Source organism: Gelidibacter pelagius, assembly GCF_017581925.1.
Taxonomy (GTDB): domain Bacteria; phylum Bacteroidota; class Bacteroidia; order Flavobacteriales; family Flavobacteriaceae; genus Gelidibacter; species Gelidibacter pelagius.
The window spans coordinates 149,945-172,772 of record NZ_JAGEVG010000011.1 but is presented as its reverse complement, the minus strand read 5'-3'; the positions used below and the strand labels follow the sequence as shown (position 1 = coordinate 172,772).

Annotated in this window: 24 protein-coding genes; 22 read left to right on the top strand and 2 right to left on the bottom strand. The window is 38.8% G+C overall.

All coding sequences use genetic code 11. The features are described from left to right. Positions 1 to 49 precede the first annotated feature (49 nt). Positions 50 to 445 carry an Arm DNA-binding domain-containing protein gene (locus J4051_RS19015; protein WP_236027364.1) on the bottom strand — a complete coding sequence of 132 codons (396 nt, stop codon included), beginning with the start codon at positions 443 to 445 and terminating at the stop codon, positions 50 to 52. Positions 446 to 1,281: 836 nt separating this feature from the next. On the opposite strand from J4051_RS19015, the gene J4051_RS10935 reads away from it, so the two are divergent. The 17 genes from J4051_RS10935 to J4051_RS10850 all read left to right on the top strand — a co-directional run bounded on the left by J4051_RS10935 (position 1,282) and on the right by J4051_RS10850 (position 17,552). Then, positions 1,282 to 3,081 carry a cbb3-type cytochrome c oxidase subunit I gene (locus tag J4051_RS10935; protein WP_208233905.1) on the top strand — a complete coding sequence of 600 codons (1,800 nt, stop codon included), beginning with the start codon at positions 1,282 to 1,284 and terminating at the stop codon, positions 3,079 to 3,081. Between the two features lie 13 nt (positions 3,082 to 3,094). Further along, the gene (locus tag J4051_RS10930; protein ID WP_208233904.1) at positions 3,095 to 4,102 is read left to right on the top strand and encodes a cbb3-type cytochrome c oxidase subunit II; all 1,008 of its coding nucleotides are present in this window, start codon (positions 3,095 to 3,097) and stop codon (positions 4,100 to 4,102) included. A 3-nt stretch (positions 4,103 to 4,105) separates the two neighbouring features. Beyond that, positions 4,106 to 4,375: a hypothetical protein gene (locus J4051_RS10925; RefSeq protein WP_208233903.1), complete on the top strand. Its 270-nt coding sequence runs from the start codon at positions 4,106 to 4,108 to the stop codon at positions 4,373 to 4,375. 4 nt (positions 4,376 to 4,379) lie between these two features. Then, a complete protein-coding gene (locus tag J4051_RS10920) occupies positions 4,380 to 4,802 on the top strand; it encodes a cytochrome C (protein ID WP_208233902.1) in 423 nt (140 codons plus the stop codon). A 2-nt stretch (positions 4,803 to 4,804) separates the two neighbouring features. Continuing rightward, positions 4,805 to 5,194 carry a group III truncated hemoglobin gene (locus tag J4051_RS10915; RefSeq protein WP_208233901.1) on the top strand — a complete coding sequence of 130 codons (390 nt, stop codon included), beginning with the start codon at positions 4,805 to 4,807 and terminating at the stop codon, positions 5,192 to 5,194. 263 nt (positions 5,195 to 5,457) lie between these two features. Continuing rightward, positions 5,458 to 5,802, top strand: coding sequence for a cupin domain-containing protein (locus J4051_RS10910; protein WP_208233900.1), 345 nt, complete (start codon positions 5,458 to 5,460; stop codon positions 5,800 to 5,802). Positions 5,803 to 5,911: 109 nt separating this feature from the next. Next, complete coding sequence (locus J4051_RS10905; RefSeq protein WP_208233899.1) at positions 5,912 to 6,328, top strand: OsmC family protein; 417 nt, start codon at positions 5,912 to 5,914, stop codon at positions 6,326 to 6,328. Positions 6,329 to 6,352: 24 nt separating this feature from the next. Beyond that, a complete protein-coding gene (locus J4051_RS19250) occupies positions 6,353 to 6,997 on the top strand; it encodes a carboxymuconolactone decarboxylase family protein (RefSeq protein WP_394368913.1) in 645 nt (214 codons plus the stop codon). A 148-nt stretch (positions 6,998 to 7,145) separates the two neighbouring features. Beyond that, positions 7,146 to 7,442 carry a hypothetical protein gene (locus J4051_RS10890; RefSeq protein ID WP_208233898.1) on the top strand — a complete coding sequence of 99 codons (297 nt, stop codon included), beginning with the start codon at positions 7,146 to 7,148 and terminating at the stop codon, positions 7,440 to 7,442. Positions 7,443 to 7,554: 112 nt separating this feature from the next. Next, positions 7,555 to 7,881, top strand: coding sequence for a 2Fe-2S iron-sulfur cluster-binding protein (locus J4051_RS10885; protein WP_208233897.1), 327 nt, complete (start codon positions 7,555 to 7,557; stop codon positions 7,879 to 7,881). A gap of 43 nt (positions 7,882 to 7,924) precedes the next feature. Then, positions 7,925 to 8,386 carry a carboxymuconolactone decarboxylase family protein gene (locus J4051_RS10880; RefSeq protein WP_208233896.1) on the top strand — a complete coding sequence of 154 codons (462 nt, stop codon included), beginning with the start codon at positions 7,925 to 7,927 and terminating at the stop codon, positions 8,384 to 8,386. Positions 8,387 to 8,406: 20 nt separating this feature from the next. After that, positions 8,407 to 9,123 (top strand): SDR family oxidoreductase, encoded by a 717-nt coding sequence (locus tag J4051_RS10875; protein ID WP_208233895.1) that lies wholly within the window; start codon positions 8,407 to 8,409, stop codon positions 9,121 to 9,123. A 544-nt stretch (positions 9,124 to 9,667) separates the two neighbouring features. Further along, positions 9,668 to 12,985 (top strand): SusC/RagA family TonB-linked outer membrane protein, encoded by a 3,318-nt coding sequence (locus tag J4051_RS10870; RefSeq protein WP_208233894.1) that lies wholly within the window; start codon positions 9,668 to 9,670, stop codon positions 12,983 to 12,985. A 12-nt stretch (positions 12,986 to 12,997) separates the two neighbouring features. Continuing rightward, entirely contained in the window at positions 12,998 to 14,521 is a 1,524-nt protein-coding gene (locus J4051_RS10865; RefSeq protein WP_208233893.1) for a RagB/SusD family nutrient uptake outer membrane protein, read from the top strand. A 332-nt stretch (positions 14,522 to 14,853) separates the two neighbouring features. Next, the gene (locus J4051_RS10860) at positions 14,854 to 15,759 is read left to right on the top strand and encodes a dihydrodipicolinate synthase family protein (protein ID WP_208233892.1); all 906 of its coding nucleotides are present in this window, start codon (positions 14,854 to 14,856) and stop codon (positions 15,757 to 15,759) included. 144 nt (positions 15,760 to 15,903) lie between these two features. Beyond that, entirely contained in the window at positions 15,904 to 17,064 is a 1,161-nt protein-coding gene (locus J4051_RS10855) for a sialidase family protein (protein WP_208233891.1), read from the top strand. A 29-nt stretch (positions 17,065 to 17,093) separates the two neighbouring features. Further along, positions 17,094 to 17,552, top strand: coding sequence for a YhcH/YjgK/YiaL family protein (locus tag J4051_RS10850; protein ID WP_208233890.1), 459 nt, complete (start codon positions 17,094 to 17,096; stop codon positions 17,550 to 17,552). On the opposite strand, the gene J4051_RS10845 is transcribed toward J4051_RS10850, so the two are convergent. Beyond that, complete coding sequence (locus J4051_RS10845; RefSeq protein ID WP_208233889.1) at positions 17,533 to 18,252, bottom strand: FadR/GntR family transcriptional regulator; 720 nt, start codon at positions 18,250 to 18,252, stop codon at positions 17,533 to 17,535. The two genes, J4051_RS10850 and J4051_RS10845, sit on opposite strands and share 20 nt — an antisense overlap. 130 nt (positions 18,253 to 18,382) lie before the next feature. On the opposite strand from J4051_RS10845, the gene J4051_RS10840 reads away from it, so the two are divergent. From J4051_RS10840 to J4051_RS10820, 5 genes are all read left to right on the top strand, one after another. Then, entirely contained in the window at positions 18,383 to 19,537 is a 1,155-nt protein-coding gene (locus tag J4051_RS10840; RefSeq protein ID WP_208233888.1) for an AGE family epimerase/isomerase, read from the top strand. A gap of 14 nt (positions 19,538 to 19,551) precedes the next feature. Continuing rightward, on the top strand, positions 19,552 to 20,325 hold the full coding sequence (locus tag J4051_RS10835; RefSeq protein WP_236027362.1) for a creatininase family protein: 774 nt from the start codon (positions 19,552 to 19,554) through the stop codon (positions 20,323 to 20,325). 19 nt (positions 20,326 to 20,344) lie between these two features. Then, on the top strand, positions 20,345 to 21,469 hold the full coding sequence (locus J4051_RS10830; protein WP_208233887.1) for a sialidase family protein: 1,125 nt from the start codon (positions 20,345 to 20,347) through the stop codon (positions 21,467 to 21,469). A 254-nt stretch (positions 21,470 to 21,723) separates the two neighbouring features. Beyond that, positions 21,724 to 22,134, top strand: a complete 411-nt coding sequence (locus tag J4051_RS10825) for a CidA/LrgA family protein (protein WP_236027360.1) — start codon at positions 21,724 to 21,726, stop codon at positions 22,132 to 22,134. Then, complete coding sequence (locus J4051_RS10820; RefSeq protein WP_208233886.1) at positions 22,118 to 22,813, top strand: LrgB family protein; 696 nt, start codon at positions 22,118 to 22,120, stop codon at positions 22,811 to 22,813. The genes J4051_RS10825 and J4051_RS10820 overlap by 17 nt, the downstream gene beginning before the upstream one ends. Positions 22,814 to 22,828: the final 15 nt, after the last annotated feature.

Below are 22,828 nucleotides of genomic sequence, written 5' to 3'. Positions count from 1 at the left end.
CCTGAAAAGTGAGGTGTTTCGACTTATGAAATTTTAGAATATAACCTATCTAAGCTTTATCACAGGCTAACCTGTTAAACTTTTCTAAGCTTCCCAAATCGTTAAGATGTTCTTCCGCTAATTCAAAAAATGTAGAGTTGCTATCAGAATGATAAATGTCTTTTTTTATTTGGTTTGCAGAGGCGTCTTTATGCTCGGACTGTAGTACTATCAGTGCTTTGTTGACTTCTGAAAGTTGGGTGGTCAACAGGCTATTGAGATGTTGATAGTTGGGATGTGTTTTTTTGACACTTAGATTTATCTCGTCCCATTCTTTTATCTCGATATAATGTCCAACATATCGAAATGTAGATCGAAGATTTTTGGTAATGCGAATGGCCAATGGGATAACCCCACCTTGTTTGGCTTTTTGCGTAAGACTATTTTTGCGTGTGATGACATACATGATTTGTTAACGAAAGTCAAATCAGGTACAACATTTGTCTTAAAAAGGGCTGAAATCCTTTCTAAAGACACGTAATTATTAGGATTTACAGGTACAACATAGGTACAACAAATTCTAATATCAACTGATATTAAATGACTTTAAAGAAAATACGAAAACATGTAAATCATTAATAATGAGGTGTTTTGGATTTCTTTGGTCAAATATACGCTAGACTTAGGATCTATTGCCGCGAGGTGTGGGATCGTCCCAAGAGCTATCGGGACCCCACTTGTACAGAAATCAAAGCTTCTCTTTTTAGAGCGGCTTTTTTTGTTTTTAATCGCTACTGCGACGAAAGATTTTCGTCTTTCCATTCTATCAAATTTATTTCAACTTATATCGGATAAATTTGTCTTATATAGATTCCCCACGTATATTTGCATAAAATTATGTAGATATATTTGTTGACTCGCCACTTGGTAAAATGATGTGATAGTATTCACATTTCAACGGATATTTAAATCTGCAAAAATTGCGAATAACCATACCTTCTTTTATGGTTAGTCTGCATAAATGACCTTCATGTTTAAGATGGCGGAGTAGTCTCTTAAATATACCTTTTCCAAAGGCAAGAAACGCCTGGCAGAAGGTAACATACAAAACTTATTAACGTTGATTTCTCTTCGTGCGAATGCATGTGGCCATGGCTTTGTGTGTCGAAGGTCGAGCTAATATGAATTCAAAATGAGCTTGCTGTTTAATTGGCAATTTTTCTTTTGAGATGTGACTGTTTTTAAGTGGATATTTTGAAAGGCTAAACTATTTAATGATAAAAAAGCACTAAATAAAACTTTATGAAAAATTGTAAGATAATAATCTTGTTGTTTTTAATGGCCATCCCAAATTTGATGAGTGCCCAAGAGAAGATAACGACAGAGAATTGGCTTTCCAGTTCCGGAATCATTGGCACCTTCATCTTGATAGCCATTGTGATGATTGTGGCCATCATCATCTTGTTCATAAAATTAAATGGCTATATCGATACGATGAAACGTCGGCAACTCGATAAAAACCGAATGGCTTTTGACGATGAGCTCGTCGCAATGGATGGGGGAGATATCGATGCCATCCTTGAAAAACGGAAAGCGGCCTTGACCTACAAATTAAAAGGGAACGAACTGTCTGGGAACCACACAGCAATTGATGAAAAAGGCTTGATTCAGCGTGTGGAAAAAGATCCAAACAACGCGTTTTTTGATGAAAAGAAGAAGACGTCACTCAGTCTGGAAACTCCTCAGGAATTAAAGAAAATAGTCATTTACTATATCGGTGCTGCGGCCTTTTGGTTGGTATTGGGAACCCTGATTGGTCAGTATTTGGGAATGAAATTTCTTTGGCCTGAGATGGACCACCAAGCGTGGTTGAGCTTTGGTCGTTTGCGACCAGTGCATACCAATATGGTGTTTTGGGGATGGTCTTCATTGGCGATGATCGGCCTTGGCTATTTCGTGATAGCCCGTACCTCAAACAATAAAATATACAATTATAACTGGGCGTGGACGGGATGGGCGCTCATCAACGCTACAGTTTTATTAGGGAGCTTATGTCTGATGGCAGGTATCAATAACGGTGGCGGAGAATACAGAGAGTATATCTGGCCGGTAATGTTAATGTTTGCCATTGGCTTGATCTTGACCTTCTATAATTTTTATAAAACCGTGGCGACCCGGAAAATTTCCGAAATTTACATCTCCAATTGGTTTATTCTGGCGTCTTTGATCTGGACCATTGTATTGGCCATTATTGGGTATTTGCCTTTTTACCAAGACGGGTTGGGCGAAACCGTTATCCAAGGTTATTATATGCACCAAGGGGTTGGGATGTGGTTTATGACCTTTACCTTAGGTTTGGTCTATTATTATTTGCCATCGGCGTTGAACAAGCCTATTTATTCCTATTCTTTAGGGGTTTTGGCGTTTTGGACACAAATGCTTTTCTATACCATGATCGGGACTCATCACTTTGTGTTTAGTCCTCTGCCTTGGTGGTTGCAAACTATAGCCATTGTATTTAGCGCGGGAATGGTGATACCGGTTGTGGCTGGTACCACTAACTTTTTGATGACCATGAAGGGAAGTTGGAGCCATATCTCCAAAAGTTATGTATTGCCCTTCTTTTTGGTGGGCACCATCTTCTATTTTGTAGGCTCTATGCAAGGAAGTGTGCAAGCGTTCCGATTTACAAATTTTGTTTGGCACTTTACTGATTTCAATGTGGCGCATTCCCACATGACCATGTATGGCATTATTGCCTTCTTCCTGTGGGCTTGTATTTATGCCATCTTACCGAAACTGACCGGACGGGAACCCGCGCAGGTGTTTGTCGGCGCGCATTTTTGGCTGGCATTTATCGGTCTTTTTGCCTATATGATGTCGCTCATGGCTGGAGGCACCTACAAGGGCTTAAGCTGGATCGATGGAGACCCTTTTATTGAGTCCGTCATCTTGATGAAACCTTATTGGGTCTGGCGTGCCGTTGGCGGTTCGCTGATGTTCGTGTCCCATTTGGTATTTGCCTATAATTTTTACTATATGATAAAAGGCTATACCAGAAAACCGTCTGCAACACAAAAAGTAGAAGAAATAACTGTTTAATAATACGTATCAGATGCTTAATTTTCATAAAGATCATAAAAACTTAGTGCTTACGGCAGGCGGTGTGTTTATTGCCCTAAGTATCCTTATCGCTATTATGCCCGCGTTTCAGATGCAGGAAACCCAGCCGATTCCTGATGAACAACCATTGACCGCCCACGAGCGAGAAGGGCTTAATGTCTATGTTGCTGAAAACTGTATGGCCTGCCACACGCAACAGGTGCGTAATATTGAAATGGACAACGTTTGGGGCGATAGGCCGTCAATCCCATCCGATTACTTTTACAGTAAAAAACGTATGGACTTTTGGAGACAATCACCTTCTACTTTAGGAAGTGAACGTACGGGACCTGACTTGACCAATATCGGAAAACGACAACCCAGTGAAGATTGGCATTTGCTCCATTTGTACAATCCAAGAGCGGTGGTTCCAGAATCGGTAATGCCTTCCTATCCGTGGTTGTTCAGGGAAGTGGATAGTGCATTTATGCCCAAGGATGCTAAGGTGGTAGCAGTCCCGAAGGAATACTTCAATAAACCGGGCAAAAAGATAATTGCATCCTATGATGCCTTGCGTTTGGTTGACTATTTAAAATATCTGAAACAAACAGATATGCCAAGTGGCGATATAGATGACTTCATCCCGGCACTGAAAAAAATCCAGGCGGAAAGAACGGAAGGTGGGGGCCAATCGTTAGATGGTGCCAAACTCTATTCGCAAGTCTGCGCGGCCTGTCATCAGGATACGGGGCAAGGTATTGTTGGTGCCTTTCCGTCGTTGGTTGGAAGTGCCATCGTGAACGATGAAAACACCGAAACACTCATTAAGATCGTGATACAGGGGTATAATGCCCGAACAGATTATGGCGTCATGCCACCATTTGGCGACCAACTTACCGATGCTGAAATTGCGGCCATCCTTACCCACGAACGAAGTAGTTGGGGGAATGATTCGGAGGCTGTAACAGAAGAGGATGTTGCAAAAGTGAGACAATATGTAGAAATGGAATTAAATAAATAAGCGATGAAAAAGAGACTTTTATTATTTACTTGGCTATTTTTCTTGGGACAATATATCACATTCGCTTGCGATCTTTGCAAGGAGAATCAGCCCAAGGGATTTGAAAACATTACCCATGGCACTGGACCATCGGGAGACTTAGATTATTATATTATTTGGGGTGCTGTAATTATTGTGGCGTTTACGCTCTTCTACAGCATTAAATTTTTGATCAACCCCAAAGAGGATGATCCTGATCATATAAAGAATATTGTTAGAAACGAAGGATTTTAAAATTATGGAAGACAATAGGAACATAACCGTTTTTTTGGATGACGATCCGAAGCCGTTCGCATCATTTGCGCCACCGGTAAAAATTGTATTGGATACCACCAAAATACCCGATGGAAAACATACCTTGAAAATTGTCGCAAAATCGTCAAATAATGTGGAAGGGATCCGTGAAATCCCTTTTGTAGTGCGAAATGGGCCTGAGATATCCGTTTTGGGATTAAAGGAAAATGAAACCGTTGACGCCCAAGTACCCATCACCATAAATGCTTATGGCAGTGAGACCTCCGAGTTTTTTATCATCCGTGGTTCTGAAACGCCAAAAGCGATTCCGGCTTGGGTATGGGCACTATTGATCATCGTTTTTGCTTTTGGTCTGTTCTATCTGATTATGTATTGGAATGCTGATCTTTATAAATCGTTCTTTTAGATATGCAAAACGCTATTTTACATCTTGACGACATAAAAGTCCTTGTCGATTCTTTCTACAACAAAGTGCGTGAAGACGCCCTGCTTGCACCCATTTTTGATCGCGTGATTCAAGACCGTTGGCCAGAACACTTGGAAAGAATGTACACGTTTTGGCAAACAGTTTTGCTCGGTGAACATACGTATACGGACAGTCCATTTCCCCCTCACGCAAAACTACCGGTAACAAGAGCGCATTTTGACCGATGGCTGGAACTGTTTTTTATGACCCTTGATGAAAAATTTGAAGGCGAAAAAGCAGCAGAAGCGAAATGGCGTGCTTCAAAAATGGCGGAAATATTTCAATTTAAAATCGAAAGGTACCAACAAAAGGGTTCAAGACCTTTGATCTAATGCCCTGAAATAATCGATTGATTTAAGTTATCTTAGTGTCTAAAATTGCGATTTCTTTTAAGAAAATTTTAATTCGGATAATTTTGTCCTAATTAAAATTAACCGTAACTTTACAGTGTCAGTTCAGAGTTCCCACCGCGGTAAAATATTACGGACGGGCGAGCAGTGTTCAAGAACAATAACCTAAATAACAAATATCAAACAAGCTAGCCCGTCCGAAACAAAGTGGCGGGAAACCAATAATTAAAAACAATAAACCTTATATGAAAACAGCATCACTTACAGACAACATCCAATACCACGAAACAAGACCAACCATCCAAGTATTATTGGACACAGAAAACGGCAAGGAAATTCGGATTGCTTTTAAGAAAGACCAAGTCATGAAAGAGCACAAAACGCCCTTTGCCATTGTGGTTGAAATTTTTGAAGGCTGTATTGATTTTGGGGTCAACGGAGAAGTTCACACCCTGAATAGAGGCGATTTGATTTCACTAAGCGGCGGCGTGCCTCATGATCTAACGGCAGTTAAGGATAGTATCGTCCGATTGAGTTTAAACAAAGGTGATAGCGCCAAACGTGTGGAAGATGTTGTTAAGGGATCTTGATGTAAGAGGAAAGAATAAAGAATAAAGAATATAGAACAGAGAATCAAGAACTTGGTACAAAGAACCAAGAACCAAGAATAATAAAAATAAAAACAAAAAATATACTATTATGAAACGGACAGCTAATGCCGTATGGAACGGCTCATTAAAAGAAGGAGAAGGAAAATTAACAACACAAAGCAAGGTTTTGGACAAGGCACAATATTGTTTCAATTCCCGTTTTGGCGAAGGCAAGAGTACCAATCCAGACGAATTACTTGCAGCCGCTCATGCTGGATGCTTCGCGATGGCTTTAAGTCTTATTTTAGGGAAAGAAGGCTATACGGCGGACGCGCTTGATGTGTCCTCAGTAGTGACCATGGACGCTGATAAATTGGAGCTTACAGGATCTCATTTGACGCTCAAAGCCAAAATCCCGAATATCAATCAGGATAAATTTATGGAATGTGCCAATGCTGCCAAAGACAATTGTCCGGTGAGCAAAGCCTTGAGTTTAAAGATCACTATGGATGCACAACTTCAATAATTAACAACAATTAAACATTAGGATATGAACAATGCAAAAGAGTTAGCCCGTAAAAAAGCAGATTTGGCACCCAAACAAATAGAAGCCTGGCGGAATTTTAGCAGAACGGTTTTCGAAGCGGGTGCTTTGGATGAAAAAACAAAACAATTGATCGCGGTAGCGGTGGCACACGTCACCCAATGTCCATATTGTATTAAAGCCCACACCCCAGAAGCCATGCGTAAGGGGGCAAGCAAAGAAGAAATAATGGAAGCTATATGGGTGGCTGCTGCGGGCAGAGCAAGTGGTGCCTATACCCATGCGTCTATTGCCGTAGATGCTATGGAAGGAAATATGGAAGAACGTTTATATCCTACATCAACTCCAGAAATGGCTCGAAAAAAAGCAGATTTGGCACCGAAACAGGTTGAGGCGTGGCGACCTTTCAGTAATGCCGTTTTTAGTGCAGGAGCACTTGACGAAAAAACAAAACAGCTTATAGCTCTGGGCGTGTCACATGTCACCCAATGTACAAATTGTATTAAGGGACATACGAAAACCGCGAAATTAAAAGGTGCCAGTAATGAACAAATGATGGAAGCTATCTGGGTGGCTTCTGAAATGCGGGCTGGTGCTGCCTATGCCCATGCGTCAATTGCGATGGATGAAATGCTGAAATTGGATCAGTAAACCCTTTTGTAAATGACCATTGCTACGTCATCTGTTTTTTGAGGCATCTGTAGTGTTAAGCTTCCATATAAAATGGTTTAAGTTTTTAGATCGAAACTATGAATCAAAATAGAGAGGTTAAAAAAAATAATACTAAAATGACAATGCAATGGACTTAATGGAAAACATAGTACAGTTTTTGCGAAAGCCAGAAAGTAAAACCAAAGGCAAATCTCCAGAGGGAACATGCCCGGTTTGTTGGGGCTATCAGCAATATGATGCCAAAATACGCGAAGTATTCAAGGACAGGCAAATAGACGTCAACAACCATAAGGGGAGTTATATGCGAATCCAAAGATTTGTGAAGAAATATATTGACGGGATTCGGTTAAAACAAAGTGAAGTCAAGGACTGTCCCACTTGTATCAGCCATTCTAAATCGGATAATAATCCAGTAGTCGACTAATCGAATTTTATCAAAAACGGTGCATAGAATACTTAGGTCATTAGTAGAAAATTATTTCGCTTATGATCATAAGATCAATTTATGTTGAAAATTTATAGATTAAAAAATAAAGATGACATCAGAAAGTTATGTCCTTACCTATATTAATGAGTTTGATGAAGAATGCAAAGCACAATTCAAGACCAACGAATATCACAGCTTAATGGAGCTGCTTTTCGATAAATACATTGAAGATTGGGGCGATTGTAAAGGGAGGGCCTGGTGCGGCACTTGCCATATACAGATTCTTGAAGGTCATCTTTCTAAAACAATGGATGCTGATGAAAGACACACACTTTCTAAAGTCGAAGGAATTTCAGAAAACAGTCGCTTGGCCTGTCAGATTCCAGTCAATGCCGAACTGCATAATATGGTGTTTAAAATAATGGAACGCAGCTAAGTATGAGTTTGTAATTCCTATAGTGTTATAAATAAAAATAACCATGAAACAACGATTGAATTATCAAGCCGTAGCTCCAGAGGCCTTAAAAGGAATGATGGAGCTGGAAAAATATGTGGCGGGTTCGGGCTTGGAACACAGTTTATATGAACTGGTCAAACTGCGCGCCTCACAAATAAACGGGTGTGCCTATTGCATGGATATGCATAGCAAGGATGCGCGCAAAGCGGGAGAAACCGAACAACGTTTATACGCTTTGTCGGCTTGGAAGGAAACATCTTTTTACACCGATCGGGAACGCGCTGCACTATCTTGGACTGAAGCCATGACGCTCATTTCAGAAAACGATATTTCAGATGCGTTGTATCAGGAGGTCACGAAGTATTTCTCGGAAAAAGAACTCGTGGCACTAACCATGGCCATTGTTGCCATAAATGGGTGGAACCGATTGGCCATAGGCTTTCGAGTAGAACCGGGAAGTTATAATCCGGATAAAGCCGTATAATCGTCAATTAAAATCAAATTATGAATCTTGAAAATAAAACAGCTATAGTAACTGGCGCAAGTAGCGGACTTGGTGCCGCGATATCTGCCACCTTAATTCAGAATGGGACAAAGGTTTATGGTCTTGCGCGCAACACACGGGCACTAAGTGCATTACAAAATAACTTGGGTGCTCAATTTATTCCTGTTTCCTTGGATATTTCAGATTATGATGCCGTTAAGCGTTGGGGCAGCGAAACGTTTTCAGAAAACAGTGGCCCCAATATTCTTATAAATAATGCCGGAGCAGGTTCTTTTGGCAAAATAGACGAGATGCCTTCAGAAGAATGGGCCGCCATGATCAATACCAACTTAAATGGTATGTATTATATCACATCACAAGTGGTTGGTCTGATGAAACAGAAAAAAGAAGCGTCGCATATAATAAATATAGGCTCTATTTTAGGAAGTATGGGCAGAGCCGAATCTGCAGCATATTGCGCCACAAAATATGGTGTTCAAGGGTTTAGCGATGCCTTGTTTAAAGAGCTTCGGTTTTTTAATATTAAGGTCACTTGCTTCAATCCTGGTTCAATCGATACCCACTTTTTTGAAAGCTCAGGCATAGCGGCCCATTCAAATATGCTCCATCCTCAAGACTTGGCAAATACTTTGGTGCATATTCTACAGGCGCCAGACAATATGCTGATTAGCGATATTACCGTGCGTCCGTTAAACCCTAAGAAACCCGAAAACTAGTCAACAGTGACATTTGTTTTTTCTTTACGCCTTTTTTCTTGATTACATGAAGTATCTGAGTATGGCTCCTGCATATGCTGTTTCTTCTAATTCCATAAAGCAGGAATCATTTCCTGCAGATTTGCTTCGCAGAACTATCTTATCTACTCACTACCCAACTTCTTACCTCCTAATCTCCTCAACAACTCATCACTCACCACTGAATTCCACTAATCCCTCATCCCTAATGCCTTCTTGACTCAACTCCTCAACTCACCACTCACCACTCACCTCTGACCCCACTAATCCCTTATCCCCAATCCCTAATGCCTTCTCGACTCAACCCCTCAACTTATTAACCCTTCAATAGTCCCCGCAACTACTTGGTTATTATGTCTTATTTCTCCGCTTTGTTTCACATAAATTGAAGTTTTAAGCAACAACGTTAAAACTTTCTTAAATAAATTCTTTGTTAGATGAAATTAAATTAATAATATTGCATTATGTATAACATAATACTTTTGGACTTTAACCATCCAGTTTTAACTAATTCAAATTGTTTAATATGAGAAAAAAAGATTCGAATGTCATTTACTTGATGTTTATTTTGCTTTTTGCCTTACCAATCTTTGTCTTTGGTCAGGAAAAAGCAATCACGGGAACGGTAATTTCGTCTGGAGATCAATTGCCTTTGGCAGGAGCCACGGTCATTATAAAAGGAACGAGCACCGGAGTTACCACAGATTTTGATGGGAACTATAACATAAATGCTAATACGGGAGATGTTCTTGTGTTTAGTTATGTAGGCTTTAAGACGAATGAAGTTACTGTAGCAAATCAAACAGTAATCGATGTCTCATTAACCGAAGATACCGCAATGTTGGACGAAATTGTTATTACAGGATACGGGAGACAAACTCGAGCTACATTAACAACTTCTATCTCTAAATTAGATACGCAGATTTTAGAAACATCTTCGAGGTCTAATGCGGCAACAGCATTGCAAGGAACTATTGCAGGTTTAAGAGTAACAAATGACACAGGTCAACCAGGGTCTACTCCTAAAATTGTATTGCGTGGTGGTACTAGTTTTGACGGTACCGGAGATCCTTTAATTTTAATTGACGGAATTCCAGGTTCATTTTACGCTTTAAATTCCGACGATATTGAATCTATCGAAGTGTTAAAAGATGCAGCAGCTACTGCTATTTATGGAGCAAGATCTGCTAATGGGGTTATTTTAGTAACCACCAAAACGGGTAAAGTAGGCAAATCTTCTATTAACTATAGATATAAATACAGTTCTAATAAAGAAAGAAATGATCAGAAGTATCTTTCTGCTGCGGACTTTATAAATTACAACAGACAAGGTCACGCATACGCAGAAGAAACTCGTGGTAACCCGAATTTTATACGTCAATTTATTGATGGTGCTAATTCTTTTGCCATTGGAGGAAACACGATTGATTCTCCATTTACTACTCAATTATTAACACCGGCAAATCAATACTTGTTAAATCAACCAGGGTGGAGTTCTATCCCAGATATTCTAGACCCAAGTAGAGATATCTTATTTTATGATAATAAAGATGTTGGTGATCGTATCTATCAAAATAGTGCAACAAAAGATCATTACTTATCATTTGATGGTGGTAATGAAAAAGGGACTTACTATTTGGGATTAGGGCTTTTGGATAATGATGGGCTTGTTTTGGGATCAGGGTTTAAAAGATATTCAGGAAAATTTAGTGGGTCTTATAATGTCACAGATAAGATAACGGTAAATTCTAATGTTTTATACTCTCATTCTAACTTAAGCTTAAGTCCTTTAGGTCAAAATAATGGAGATCAGGATATATTTAGGAGATTTCAAGGTCAAGCACCTACTTCAAGAGATTATAACAATAACCCGGACGGGACTTGGTCTGACATGTATGCTTCAGGACAGACTCAAGATTTTGGAAATCCATTATATTACCAAGATAAATTTGTCAGAAAAAATTTAGAGCAACGTTTGTCCGCATCAGTAGGTATAAACTGGGATATTATTGATGATTTGACTTTATCTATAACGGGCAGCCATTTTGCAGTCAATAATCACAATGAAAATTTTAATAAAGGATACAGAACAGGAAGCAGTATTTCTGGGGCTTTAAACACGACACGTTTGGCTTCTGTAGCTTTGCAAAGAACATTAAGAAATCAATTAACGGGTACCTTGAATTATACAAAAAAGTTCGGGAATCATAATTTTAATGCTTTGCTTGGTGCTGAATATTTTAAAGATAATTACTTTCAATCGCGATCAGGAACAAGAAATTCACCATCAGATTTAATTGAAACACTAAGTGAAGGTGCTGAAGCAGATGGTATTCCTGTTAGTTTTGAATCAGAATATGTGATTACCTCGGCTTTTGGGAGATTACTTTATGACTATGACAATAAATATTTAGTAGGGTTGACGTTTAGAAATGATGGGTCATCTCGTTTAGGAAATAATAAATTTGACTTTTTTCCAGGGGTGTCTTTTGGTTGGAATGCCCATAACGAAGACTTTTTTAGAGATTCATCTATAAGTAACTATGTATCCCGACTAAAACCGAGGTTGAGTTACGGCGTCAATGGTAACCAAGATGCTTTAGGAGGAACTCGGAATTTTAGAGGAATAACTGTGCCTATTAATTATAGAGTATATGGAGCTTATGGGCAACAGGGAGTTTATAATGGCCAGACAGGTTATGCTAATTCAGGATTGGCCACGTTGGATTTATTATGGGAAAAGTCAACCACTTTTAATGTTGGTTTAGATATCTCATTTTTCAATGACAGACTCACCTTTATTGCAGATGTGTATTCAAGAGATGTAAAAGACAAAATTGCAGACCTTACATTGCCATTTTATACGGGTTTTGATGCTATAAAAACGAACAATGGAACCATACGAAACAAAGGATTCGAGTTACAGGTTAATGGCGATATTATTAGAAATGATGATATTTCTTGGAATGTTGGTGCCACTTTTACAACCAATAAAAATTATGCAATAAAGCTTCCTGAAAATGACAATGATTTAAACAGGCAGAATGGTGTGCTTATTTGGAACCCTAAAACGGGACAAGAAGAATGGGTAGGCGGTTTTCAGGAAGGTCAAAGGTTGGGTAATGATCTTGTGGTAGCTTATGAGCAAGGTGGAATTTATGCCAATCAAGCTGAAGCTGATGCAGATAATACAATAACTGATTTATTAATGCCATTAGCTAGTCGTAATAAACGTTGGGCTGGTGATGTGAAATGGGTCGATCAAAACGGTGATGGTATTATAAATTCTCTTGACAGAAAAGTTATCGGGCGTACCACTCCTGATTTTATTGGTGGGCTAACAACTAATTTTAAGTACAAAAATTTCAGTCTTTTTGTTAAGACCGATTTCGCCACAGGACATTTAGTTTGGAACCATATTAGATCAAAAGGATATGGGCAAACTCAAGGTAATTTAAACCAACCAATTGAAGTTTTAGACTCTTGGACACCAACCAATACCGATACCGATTGGCCACGTTTTGTTTTTGTTAATGACGCAAAAAATGTATGGCGGGGTGGAGAAGGAGACGACTTTAGAGATTCAAATAGTTTACAAAACTCTGGTAACAGTCGCTTTTGGGAAAAAGGGGATTATTTAGCACTTCGCGAAGTGACTTTAAGTTATGATGTGCCAACAGAATACTTTAAAGGAGCAATTACGCGACTAAATATTTACTTGACGGGCTCAAACCTGCATTATTTCAAAAGCATGAGCGGTGATAGCCCAGAAGTTGGAGGTGTGCAATATGGAACATTCCCACTTCCAAAGACATATACAGTTGGACTTAATGTAACATTTTAAATTTTTATAAAAATGAAGAATTATATATCTATAATAGTAATCATAGCATTTTTTAGTTCTTGTTCAAATGAACTTGACTTAAAAGCCCCTAGTGAACTGGGCGCAACTGGATTTTGGGAAACTGAGGAAGCAGCAAGAATTACCCATCCAGGAATGTATGTTAACTTAAGAGACGAAGCTAATGATTTTTGGTTATTAGGTGAAATAAGAAGTGATGTTTGGGGTGGAAGAACCTATGAATCTGCTTCTAATGAAAACTTAATTGAATCTAATATTACGGTATCAACTGCACCTTTTGGTGGTTGGGCTGGTTTATATTCTAACATTCATAGAGTAAATGACTTTCTATCAAATGTGCCTAATATAAGTTTTGTTAACGAAAGTGATAAAAGTCACATGATAGGTCAGGCTTATGGTTTAAGAGCTTTGTATTATTATACGCTGCTAAAGACTTGGGGTGATGTGCCAATTGTAACTGAGCCATTTTCGACAGAAAGCCTTGGGGAGTTAAGTAAGCCAAGATCACCACAGGCGGACGTCATGGACTTAATCAAATCGGATCTGGCAGCATCTTTAAGTTCTTTCGGATCTAACGACAGTTTTTGGGAAGGAAGTAGAGTATATTGGTCAAAAGCTGCAACATTAGCGCTTAAAGGCGATGTGTACATCTGGTCGGGTAATTTAATGAATGGTGGAAATGCTGATTTCACGGAAGCAAAAACAGCTTTATTACAAATAGCATCATTTGGTGTGAGTTTGGAACCTAACATCTCCTCTTTGTGGGGTGTAGAAAACGAAGATAATAATGAATTCATTTTTGCTTTAAGTTATGCCCAAGACCAAGCCTCTAATATCTACAATAGTTTTACAGGAAGATCAACAGAAATTCACTCAAATTATAATGATAAAGGTGTTTTTATGGGTCCTGTCGGAGGTATTAATTTTATTATAAATGGCGCTAATAGATACGGGCAATCTGAGAAAACATTGTTGTTGTTAGATGATAATGATGATGCTCGTAAGGACGCAACATTTATTAGGCTATATACTAATGATAATAATGGATCAGGCTACCCAGTATATAATGAGCCCAACTATTACGGCTCTATATTCAATAAGTTTTTAGGAGAAGTAGACGGTAGCCAACGTATATTTGAAAATGATGTTCCTGTATATAGATATGCTGATGTTATTTTGCTTTTAGCTGAAGCTAAAAACCTCCTGACCGAAGATCCATCGGGAGAGATTAATCAAATCCGTAAAAGAGCTTATGGGACAAATTATGTTCCTTCAACACATGACTACGTTAACAGTTCTGAAACTGCCAATGCCAACGCAATTTTAAATGAGCGTTACAAAGAATTTATTGGCGAAGGCAAAAGATGGTGGGACTTAAGACGTGCCGGAAATAGTTTTGTATTTGATAATGTGGACTATTTAAGTCCAGGTGATGAATATAAATTGGTATTACCTATAACAAATGATATGATTGGAAGAAACCCATTATTAGAGCAAACCGCTGGTTATCCAAATTAAGTTGAGTAATTTTGTTTGAGTTAGCCAGAAAAGAGAGTTTTGTTAATAGCTCAACTCTCTTTTTTTTAGTGAAACCCAAAACTCAAAAGCGAAGCGTATTGAGTTTTGATGGTTGAACTAATCCCGCTCTTTAGCGGGATCCAAACCCAAAACTCAAAAGCGAAGCGCATTGGGTTTTGATGGTTGAACTAATCCCGCTCTTTAGCGGGATCCAAACCCAAAACTCCAAAGCGAATGGCGTTTGGTTTTGATGGTTGTCCCGATAGTTATCGGGAAGCAGTTCAAATATAAATTTTAAGGGCCTAAAAACAATTCCAAAAACATTTAAAAGTATGAAAATAAAAAACTTAATAGCAGCCACCTACGCGCCAATGCACCAGGATGGTTCATTAAATGCCAGTGTTATTCCCGAATATCAGCGGTTTTTGGTTAGAAATAAGGTGTCAGGGGTCTTTATGAATGGGTCTACGGGCGATTTTGCATCCTTATCTCCAGAAGAGCGGAAGGAAATCACCACGGCTTGGTCCAAAAATAAATCGTCTGATCTGTATCTCATCGATCATGTTGGCGATCCAAGTTTGAAAGTCGCCAAAGATTTAGCTACCCATGCCGCTGATAAAGTAGATGCGATCGCCGTTTTGGCACCTTTCTATTTTAGATTGAACAGCATAGAAAAGTTGGTTCAATATTGTAAGGAAATTGCCGCATGCGCGCCAAACATACCGTTTTACTATTATCATATTCCGGTTTTAAGTGGGGCCAATTTGAATATGCTCGACTTCTTAAAAGCGGCATCCAAAGAAATTCCGAATTTGGAGGGCATCAAGTTTACCAATAATAATTTAATTGATTTCCTGCATTGCAAACACTTTGAAGATGGGAAATACAATGTTCTATTCGGGTTTGACGAAATTTTTATTTCTAGTTTGCCGTTGGGAGCAGATGGATGGGTAGGGAGTACCTACAACCATCTGGCGCCATTATATTATAAAATAAAAACCTTGTTTGAAGCGGGGAAAATGACCGAAGCTGCAGAATTACAACGAAAGGCCATTCGTTTTGTTGAAATTTTGGACAGTCACGGCGGATTTAACGGCGTCGCAAAGGGCTTTATGAAAACCTTTGGCATTGATTGTGGCCCGAGTCGATTCCCACATACCACTTTAGATGACGATGCTTATAAAGGCATTAGAAAAGAACTGAATGCGATTGGTTTATTAGAATATTTGAGTGATTAGTAGCAATTTTCACATTTTGAAGGGAACCAAGTTTGAATCACTATTTGAACTTGGTTTTTTTATCTTAAAACAATTTAATGTGATATTGGAAAAATTGAAATACACAACTATAATAATGCATTTATACCAATAAGACTTTTAGCTATGAACAAAAACTTGATTTTTAATTGTGTTTTGATTTTATTCTTAAACTCTTTTATCGGCATTAAAGCTTCGGAGAGATCTGTTGATACCATCCCTAAAACTACAGTTTTTAATGCTGGTGATGATGGGATTGATTCCTATCGAATTCCTACGCTCATAACCAGTAAAAAGGGAACATTACTTCTTTTTGTCGAAGCTCGGAAAATTAGCTCTACAGATAAGACGCCGACAGATATCGCATTGAAGAGAAGTGAAGACAACGGGAAAAGTTGGTCCAAAATACAGATTCTAACGGACAGCGGGGAGGATGCCTTTATGGACCCCGTGGCATTGGTGGATAAGGTAACCGGAAGGCTATTTCTTTTTACAACCTTATGGCCTTCAGATGATCATAGTAAACTGAAAAATACGGCATGGGTGATTATCTCAGATGATGATGGCTTAAGTTGGAGCAAACCACGAAATATAACCAAAGAAATTGTTGCGCCCAATCATTTTATTGGTGGATTTGGTCCCGGTTCAGGTATCCAAATGCAAGGCGATCGGTTTAAGAACCGACTGATTGTGCCAACGCGGCAGACCAATGGGAACATCTCCAAAAACAGAACCGTATATAGCGATGATCATGGTGAGACTTGGAACATTGGAAATAGTGCGCCTGATGGAGGTGAGTATCAAATAGCGGAATCACCCCTTAATATTTTGAGATACAATCTCAGAGCGCGAAAAGGCAAGCGAACGGTATCGGTAAGCGAAGATGGCGGTGTGTCATGGGGCGATAGCCATATTGATTTTCGCTTGCAATCGTCAGTCGATTACGGTGGTTGTCAAGGGAGTATGTTAGGTATTGATACGATGCTGTTTTATGTTGGGCCTGCTGGAGGATTGGGCAGTGCCAACAATGAAGATCGGCAGAATCTGTTTATTTATCGTAGTTTAAACGGTGGTAAAACTTGGGAACAAGATTATTTGCTGTATGATAAATCTGCTGGATATAGCTGCATCACGCAATTGTCAGATGGTCGGCTTGCTATTGTCTTTGAGACATCAGATAGTGAGGGATTTCCAAAAATGACTCCCGGCAACCGCCCTTCTGGATGGATGCGTTTAGATGTTATTATACTTCCCAAGAGAATAACCGATAAGACTACATGGTTTTAATCATTTTTTCATCTTAAAAACAATTTACAATGATACTGGACAAAATAGAAAACGCAAACCTTTATAAGAGTATCCATCCTGGAATCGAAAAGGCTTTAAATTATATTGAAAACACCAATTTCAATGATTTGGAAATGGGAAAACATGAGATCGAAGGAGATGATCTTTTTGTCATTTTTAAGGAATACCAAACCAAGCAAGTTGATGGAAATCTTCTGGAATCACATCTTAAATATATCGATGTTCAATATATTGTAGAAGGTGTTGAGCAAATGGGAGTCACGATGCATACCGGGCAAGAGCCTAAAAAAGTGTATGATGCTGTTGACGATTATATGTTGTTTGATGAGCCTTATGATATCATTACGGTTAATAAAGAGATGTTTGCCATCTTTTTTCCAGACGATATTCACATGCCAGATATAACTACCGGAGAGCCATCACAGGTGAAGAAAGCAGTTGTTAAGGTTAAAATTCTACATTCTTAAGAACCCTGTCAAAATGAGGTTCCAAATGGCGGGCCAATCCCTTTCTGAACTTTTCCTTGTTACCTTCTTTAAGATAATCCAAAAGTTCACGATGCGTTACAAATTTCTTTTTGTACATATAGGTTTTGGCATCATCCAATTTGTGGTTATGGACATATTGAAAAACAGGAAGCAAGATGTTTTGAAGTCTGTGTAAGGTTTTATTCCCAGACATCTCGTAGAGTTTGCCATGAAAAGCGACTTCATTTTTCAGGCTAAAAATGTGGGATTCTGGTTTGCCTTTTTCCATGTCATCTACTATTTTACTCAATTCCGCTAAGTCTTCTTCTGTTTTTCGAGCAAATAACAGATCAACCATCCCCATTTCCATAATTAAACGTAGCTCAAAAATGTCCTTTAAGGTGTCATCGCCTACCAAGTTGGTCTCCATTATTTTTTCGAAATTTTCAATGAAGTCGGGTTGCGAAAGGACCATGCCTTTATGTTTTTTAGAATCGATAATGCCAATGGTACGCAGTCTGGTCAAGGCTTCCCTGACAACAGTTCTGCTGACTCCAAGTGCCTCTGCAAACTCCATCTCCTTGGGGATAGTGTCACCCACTACAAGCTTGTTGGATTTGATATATTCAGTAATACTTATTTCTACCTTGTCTACTAAACTTAAATTGGTTAACGGTTTAAGGCCTACGCGGTTTTTCATGCTAATAATATTTGTGCAAATGTAATTTATTATTCTAATTTCCTTAAGTTTGTATTATGTATAACATATTATGTAAATATAATAGTTTACGCCGAAAAAATGTGTCTAATTTTTAAGAAATAACATTTCAATGAACTATACATCACTCTACAAAAATACACTTCTAAATAATATCATCCCTTTTTGGGAGGAAAACTCAATAGATTCAACTCATGGTGGTTATTTTACCTGTTTGGATAAAACAGGAGAAGTTTACGATACAGATAAGTTTATGTGGCTCCAGGGCCGACAGGCTTGGACGTTTTCTATGCTCTATAACAACGTTGAAAAAAATGAGAATTGGTTGGGAATTGCCAAAAAAGGTGTTGATTTCATCATAAAACACGGCATGGATAAAGATGGCAACTTCTATTTCTCAACAACAAAAGAAGGAAAACCATTGGTTCAGCCCTATAATATTTTTTCCGATTGCTTTGCAGCTATGGCCTTTAGTCAATATGCCATCGCATCAGGTGATGATGAAATGAAGCAGCTCGCTAAAAAAACCTATCTTAATATATTAAAAAAGAAAGATAATCCGAAAGGAAGTTATGAGAAATCTACCGGTGAACGACCGTTAAAGAGTTTTTCCCTACCAATGATTTTATCTAATTTGGTGTTGGAACTTGAAGGCGTTTTGGATGAAGACGAAGTCAATAAAACCATCGATTTTAGCATCAATGAAGTCATGAATGTCTTTTTGGATAAAAAATCGGGACTTGTCTACGAATTTGTCCGTCCTGATGGTTCCCATGAGGACAGTTTTAACGGGCGTCTTTTAAATCCGGGTCATGGGATTGAAGCCATGTGGTTTATGATTGACATTGGGGTTAGAAGGAAAGATGAACAACTTATAAAAAAAGCTGCGGATACCATTTTACGAATTTTAGACTACAGTTGGGATAAAAAACACGGAGGAATTTATTACTTTATGGATGCCTTAGGAAAGCCGCCACAACAATTGGAATGGGATCAAAAACTCTGGTGGGTCCATCTGGAAGCCTTGGTGGCATTGGGTAAAGCTTATGAGCACACAGGTAGAAAGGAACTTATGGACTGGTATGAAAAGGTTCATGACTATGCTTGGTCGCATTTTTCCGATGCTGATAATGGCGAGTGGTTTGGCTATTTAAATAGACAGGGTGAAGTATTGTTGGATTTGAAAGGTGGAAAATGGAAAGGCTGTTTCCATGTTCCAAGAGCCATGTACCAATGCTGGAAAACTTTTGAACGTATAGAGAAATAAATTAAACCAGTAAAATGAAAAAAGCCATCAGACCTTATGTATTGGCAGAAACCAATTGGAAATCGGTTAAGGAAACTATTTTTACCGTTGCCGTCTTACCTTGGGGTGCCACTGAAGCTCATAATTACCATCTGCCTTACGCTACGGATAATTTTCAGGCAGAGTATATTGCTATTGCGGCTGGAGAAAAAGCGTGGAATAATAAGGCAAAAGTCATCGTGTTGCCAACCATTCCTTTTGGAGTGAATACAGGGCAAATGGATATTTCTTTGTGCATGAATATGAACCCAAGTACCCAATACGCGGTTTTAAAAGATGTTGTTGAGGTCTTAAATGCGCATGAGATTCATAAATTGGTTATTGTCAATTCGCATGGTGGCAACAACTTTAAACAAATGATACGGGAACTGAGTTTAGAATTCCCAAAAGTTTTCGTTTGTTCGATCAACTGGTGGCAAGCGGTCAATGCCCCTGCTTATTTTGATGAACCGGGAGATCATGCTGGAGAATTGGAAACTTCAGCCATGCAGCATATTGCACCTCATCTAGTGCTGCCTTTAGATCAGGCAGGAAACGGAAACGCTAAAAAATTCAAAATTAAAGGCCTTAAGGAAGGTTGGGTGAGTGCACAGCGTCAGTGGACAGAAGTCACTGATGATACCGGTGTGGGAAATCCACAACTGGCTACTAAGGATAAGGGGAAACGATTTTTAGAGGATGTTACCCAAAATGTTGCTGAATTTTTTGAAGAATTACATCATGCAGATGTCAATAATATGTACGAATAAAAACTAAAATTTTATAATCATGAGAAAGCTAATTGCATTATTAATTACCGTATTTCTTTTTAATTGCGGTGTAAAAACCCAAAACACCACCAGTTCCGATGGTGCGCCGGTATTTCAAGATTTGTTCAATACTTCTATGACAGAAGGTGTAGAATGTTATCGTATTCCGGCCATCATAACTGCGCCAAATGGCGATGTCATTGCGGCAATTGATGAGCGTGTTCCAGGCTGTGGCGATTTAAAGTGGAGTAGGGATATCAACATTATCATTAGACGCAGTTCTGACAATGGAAAGACTTGGTCCAATATTGAATCTGTAGTTGATTTTCCTGATGGACAATCGGCATCGGACCCTTCCTTGATTGTGGATCATGTGACCAATGAAATTTTCATGTTTTACAATTTCATGAATTTAGATACGGAAAAAGATGTTTATTACCTTCATTATGTGAAAAGTGCTGATAACGGAAAAACCTGGAGCGAACCGGTAGATATCACCTCTCAAATAGCAAAACCTGAATGGCATGAAGATTTTAAATTTATAACTTCAGGTAGAGGCATTCAAACGCGCTCAGGAAAACTGTTGCACACCATGGTGAATCTCAACAGTGGACTGCATTTGTTTGGAAGTGATGACCACGGTAAAACCTGGTATTTTATTGACACGCCTATCCAACCTGCCGACGAATCAAAAGTGATCGAACTTGCAGATGGCACGTTAATGATCAATGCACGTGTCAACGGAAAAGGCATGCGTTATGTGCATACATCTACTGACGAAGGAAAAACCTGGACCACTGAAGAAGCTCCAGAACTAATTGATCCAGGTTGTAATGCCAGTATCATTCGATATACAGCAATTGAAGATGGATATAAAAAGAACAGACTTCTTTTTTCTAATGCCAAATCAGAAAAGGGCCGGGTCAATATGACGGTACGCATCAGCTATGACGAAGGCAAGACTTGGTCGGAAGGTAAAACTATTTACGAAGGTCCTTCGGCATATTCAGACATGACCATTCTTGAAAATGGCGATATCGGATTGTTTTTTGAACAAGACGAGTACACAAAAAATCCGTTTGTTAGCTTTTCTTTGGACTGGTTGACAGATGGCAAGGATAGTTATAAAAAAGCTAAAAAATAAGTTCTGAATTTTAGACCTTTTTTAGCCTAGACCTCACAGGTTTTTAAAACCTGTGAGGTCTAAACATAGCGAATGGCCGAAAGAAAAATTTAAGGTTTAAGATTTTAAAACCACAAAAGTTAGTCTGTCTGATTCTGATTTAGTTATCGAATTTGGGCAACAAGGAAAAGATTTGACTATTTTAGCTCCGCATCTCAAGCCAAACGAATTGCCATCAAAAGATGCCTATTCTTTTAAAGTTTCAAATATTTCGAATGAGTAAAGCATCTTTTAAGGTCCATATCAAATCTATGAATTTGCTCAAGGGTGGTTTGAAAATGCTCAATGCCTTCCTGATCTTATTTTTATTTCTCGGCCTTGGAGAATTGATCGGTTACCTTACTGAAATACCAGTGCCGGGCAATATTTTGGGAATGATCTTGATTTTTATAGCACTAAAATTGAAATTGATCAAACTGGAATGGGTAAAACCTGCCTCAGATACTTTGCTGAACTATTTGGTATTGTTTTTTATTCCTTTCGGCGTTGGGCTCATGTCTTATTTTGATTTTATTAAATCGTATTGGATCGTTCTGTTGGTTGCTGGGGGAGTAAGTACTTTGATAACTTTATACGTGACAGCACTGATACAGCAAAAACTTGAGAAAAATGACAGCGTTTTATAATCTTCCAGTTTTTGGAATAGTCATTACGTTGGTCGCTTTTTTTGGTGCTCGGGCGTTACGGACAAAAATTAAATTTGTGTTATTTAATCCAGTCTTAATAGCCATCACCTTAATTATCTTGTTCTTGGTAGTATTTGAAGTCAGTTTTACCGATTATAATAAGGGCGGAAAGTACTTGACTTTTTTCTTAGGGCCTTCAATTGTGGCGCTTGGCGTTTTGTTTTATGAGAAGTATCAATTAATCAAACATAATATTTATCCGTTTTTATTGGCGGTTTGTTGTGGTGGAATTATTAGTATTCTGTCGGTTTCATTAATTACTGTTTACCTGAATGCTCCTGATGTCATTATTAAATCGATAGTCTCACTTTCAGTCACCACGCCTATTGCCATCGAAATAACAAAGATTACGGAAGGCATTCCATCGCTTACAGCAGGCATAGTGATTGCGGTTGGAGTATTTGGAAATGCGTTTGGTCCAGGTTTCTTGAAACTGATGGGCATAAAAAGCGAAACCGCTATGGGCACTGCCTTAGGCACCGCAGCGCATGGCATCGGAACAGCACGCGCGTTGGAAGTAGGACATTTGTCTGGCGCTTATAGCGGATTGGCAATGTGTGTTAACGGCATTCTGACCACGCTGATTGCTCCGTATGTTGTTATTTGGCTCGTCGGATGAGTTTAGGAATACGAT

Coding starts and splice junctions, on each gene's coding strand:
- J4051_RS19015 (WP_236027364.1), bottom strand. CDS start 445: ATGTATGTCATCACACGCAAAAATAGTCTTACGCAAAAAGCCAAACAA.
- J4051_RS10935 (WP_208233905.1), top strand. CDS start 1,282: ATGAAAAATTGTAAGATAATAATCTTGTTGTTTTTAATGGCCATCCCA.
- J4051_RS10930 (WP_208233904.1), top strand. CDS start 3,095: ATGCTTAATTTTCATAAAGATCATAAAAACTTAGTGCTTACGGCAGGC.
- J4051_RS10925 (WP_208233903.1), top strand. CDS start 4,106: ATGAAAAAGAGACTTTTATTATTTACTTGGCTATTTTTCTTGGGACAA.
- J4051_RS10920 (WP_208233902.1), top strand. CDS start 4,380: ATGGAAGACAATAGGAACATAACCGTTTTTTTGGATGACGATCCGAAG.
- J4051_RS10915 (WP_208233901.1), top strand. CDS start 4,805: ATGCAAAACGCTATTTTACATCTTGACGACATAAAAGTCCTTGTCGAT.
- J4051_RS10910 (WP_208233900.1), top strand. CDS start 5,458: ATGAAAACAGCATCACTTACAGACAACATCCAATACCACGAAACAAGA.
- J4051_RS10905 (WP_208233899.1), top strand. CDS start 5,912: ATGAAACGGACAGCTAATGCCGTATGGAACGGCTCATTAAAAGAAGGA.
- J4051_RS19250 (WP_394368913.1), top strand. CDS start 6,353: ATGAACAATGCAAAAGAGTTAGCCCGTAAAAAAGCAGATTTGGCACCC.
- J4051_RS10890 (WP_208233898.1), top strand. CDS start 7,146: ATGGACTTAATGGAAAACATAGTACAGTTTTTGCGAAAGCCAGAAAGT.
- J4051_RS10885 (WP_208233897.1), top strand. CDS start 7,555: ATGACATCAGAAAGTTATGTCCTTACCTATATTAATGAGTTTGATGAA.
- J4051_RS10880 (WP_208233896.1), top strand. CDS start 7,925: ATGAAACAACGATTGAATTATCAAGCCGTAGCTCCAGAGGCCTTAAAA.
- J4051_RS10875 (WP_208233895.1), top strand. CDS start 8,407: ATGAATCTTGAAAATAAAACAGCTATAGTAACTGGCGCAAGTAGCGGA.
- J4051_RS10870 (WP_208233894.1), top strand. CDS start 9,668: ATGAGAAAAAAAGATTCGAATGTCATTTACTTGATGTTTATTTTGCTT.
- J4051_RS10865 (WP_208233893.1), top strand. CDS start 12,998: ATGAAGAATTATATATCTATAATAGTAATCATAGCATTTTTTAGTTCT.
- J4051_RS10860 (WP_208233892.1), top strand. CDS start 14,854: ATGAAAATAAAAAACTTAATAGCAGCCACCTACGCGCCAATGCACCAG.
- J4051_RS10855 (WP_208233891.1), top strand. CDS start 15,904: ATGAACAAAAACTTGATTTTTAATTGTGTTTTGATTTTATTCTTAAAC.
- J4051_RS10850 (WP_208233890.1), top strand. CDS start 17,094: ATGATACTGGACAAAATAGAAAACGCAAACCTTTATAAGAGTATCCAT.
- J4051_RS10845 (WP_208233889.1), bottom strand. CDS start 18,252: ATGAAAAACCGCGTAGGCCTTAAACCGTTAACCAATTTAAGTTTAGTA.
- J4051_RS10840 (WP_208233888.1), top strand. CDS start 18,383: ATGAACTATACATCACTCTACAAAAATACACTTCTAAATAATATCATC.
- J4051_RS10835 (WP_236027362.1), top strand. CDS start 19,552: ATGAAAAAAGCCATCAGACCTTATGTATTGGCAGAAACCAATTGGAAA.
- J4051_RS10830 (WP_208233887.1), top strand. CDS start 20,345: ATGAGAAAGCTAATTGCATTATTAATTACCGTATTTCTTTTTAATTGC.
- J4051_RS10825 (WP_236027360.1), top strand. CDS start 21,724: ATGAGTAAAGCATCTTTTAAGGTCCATATCAAATCTATGAATTTGCTC.
- J4051_RS10820 (WP_208233886.1), top strand. CDS start 22,118: ATGACAGCGTTTTATAATCTTCCAGTTTTTGGAATAGTCATTACGTTG.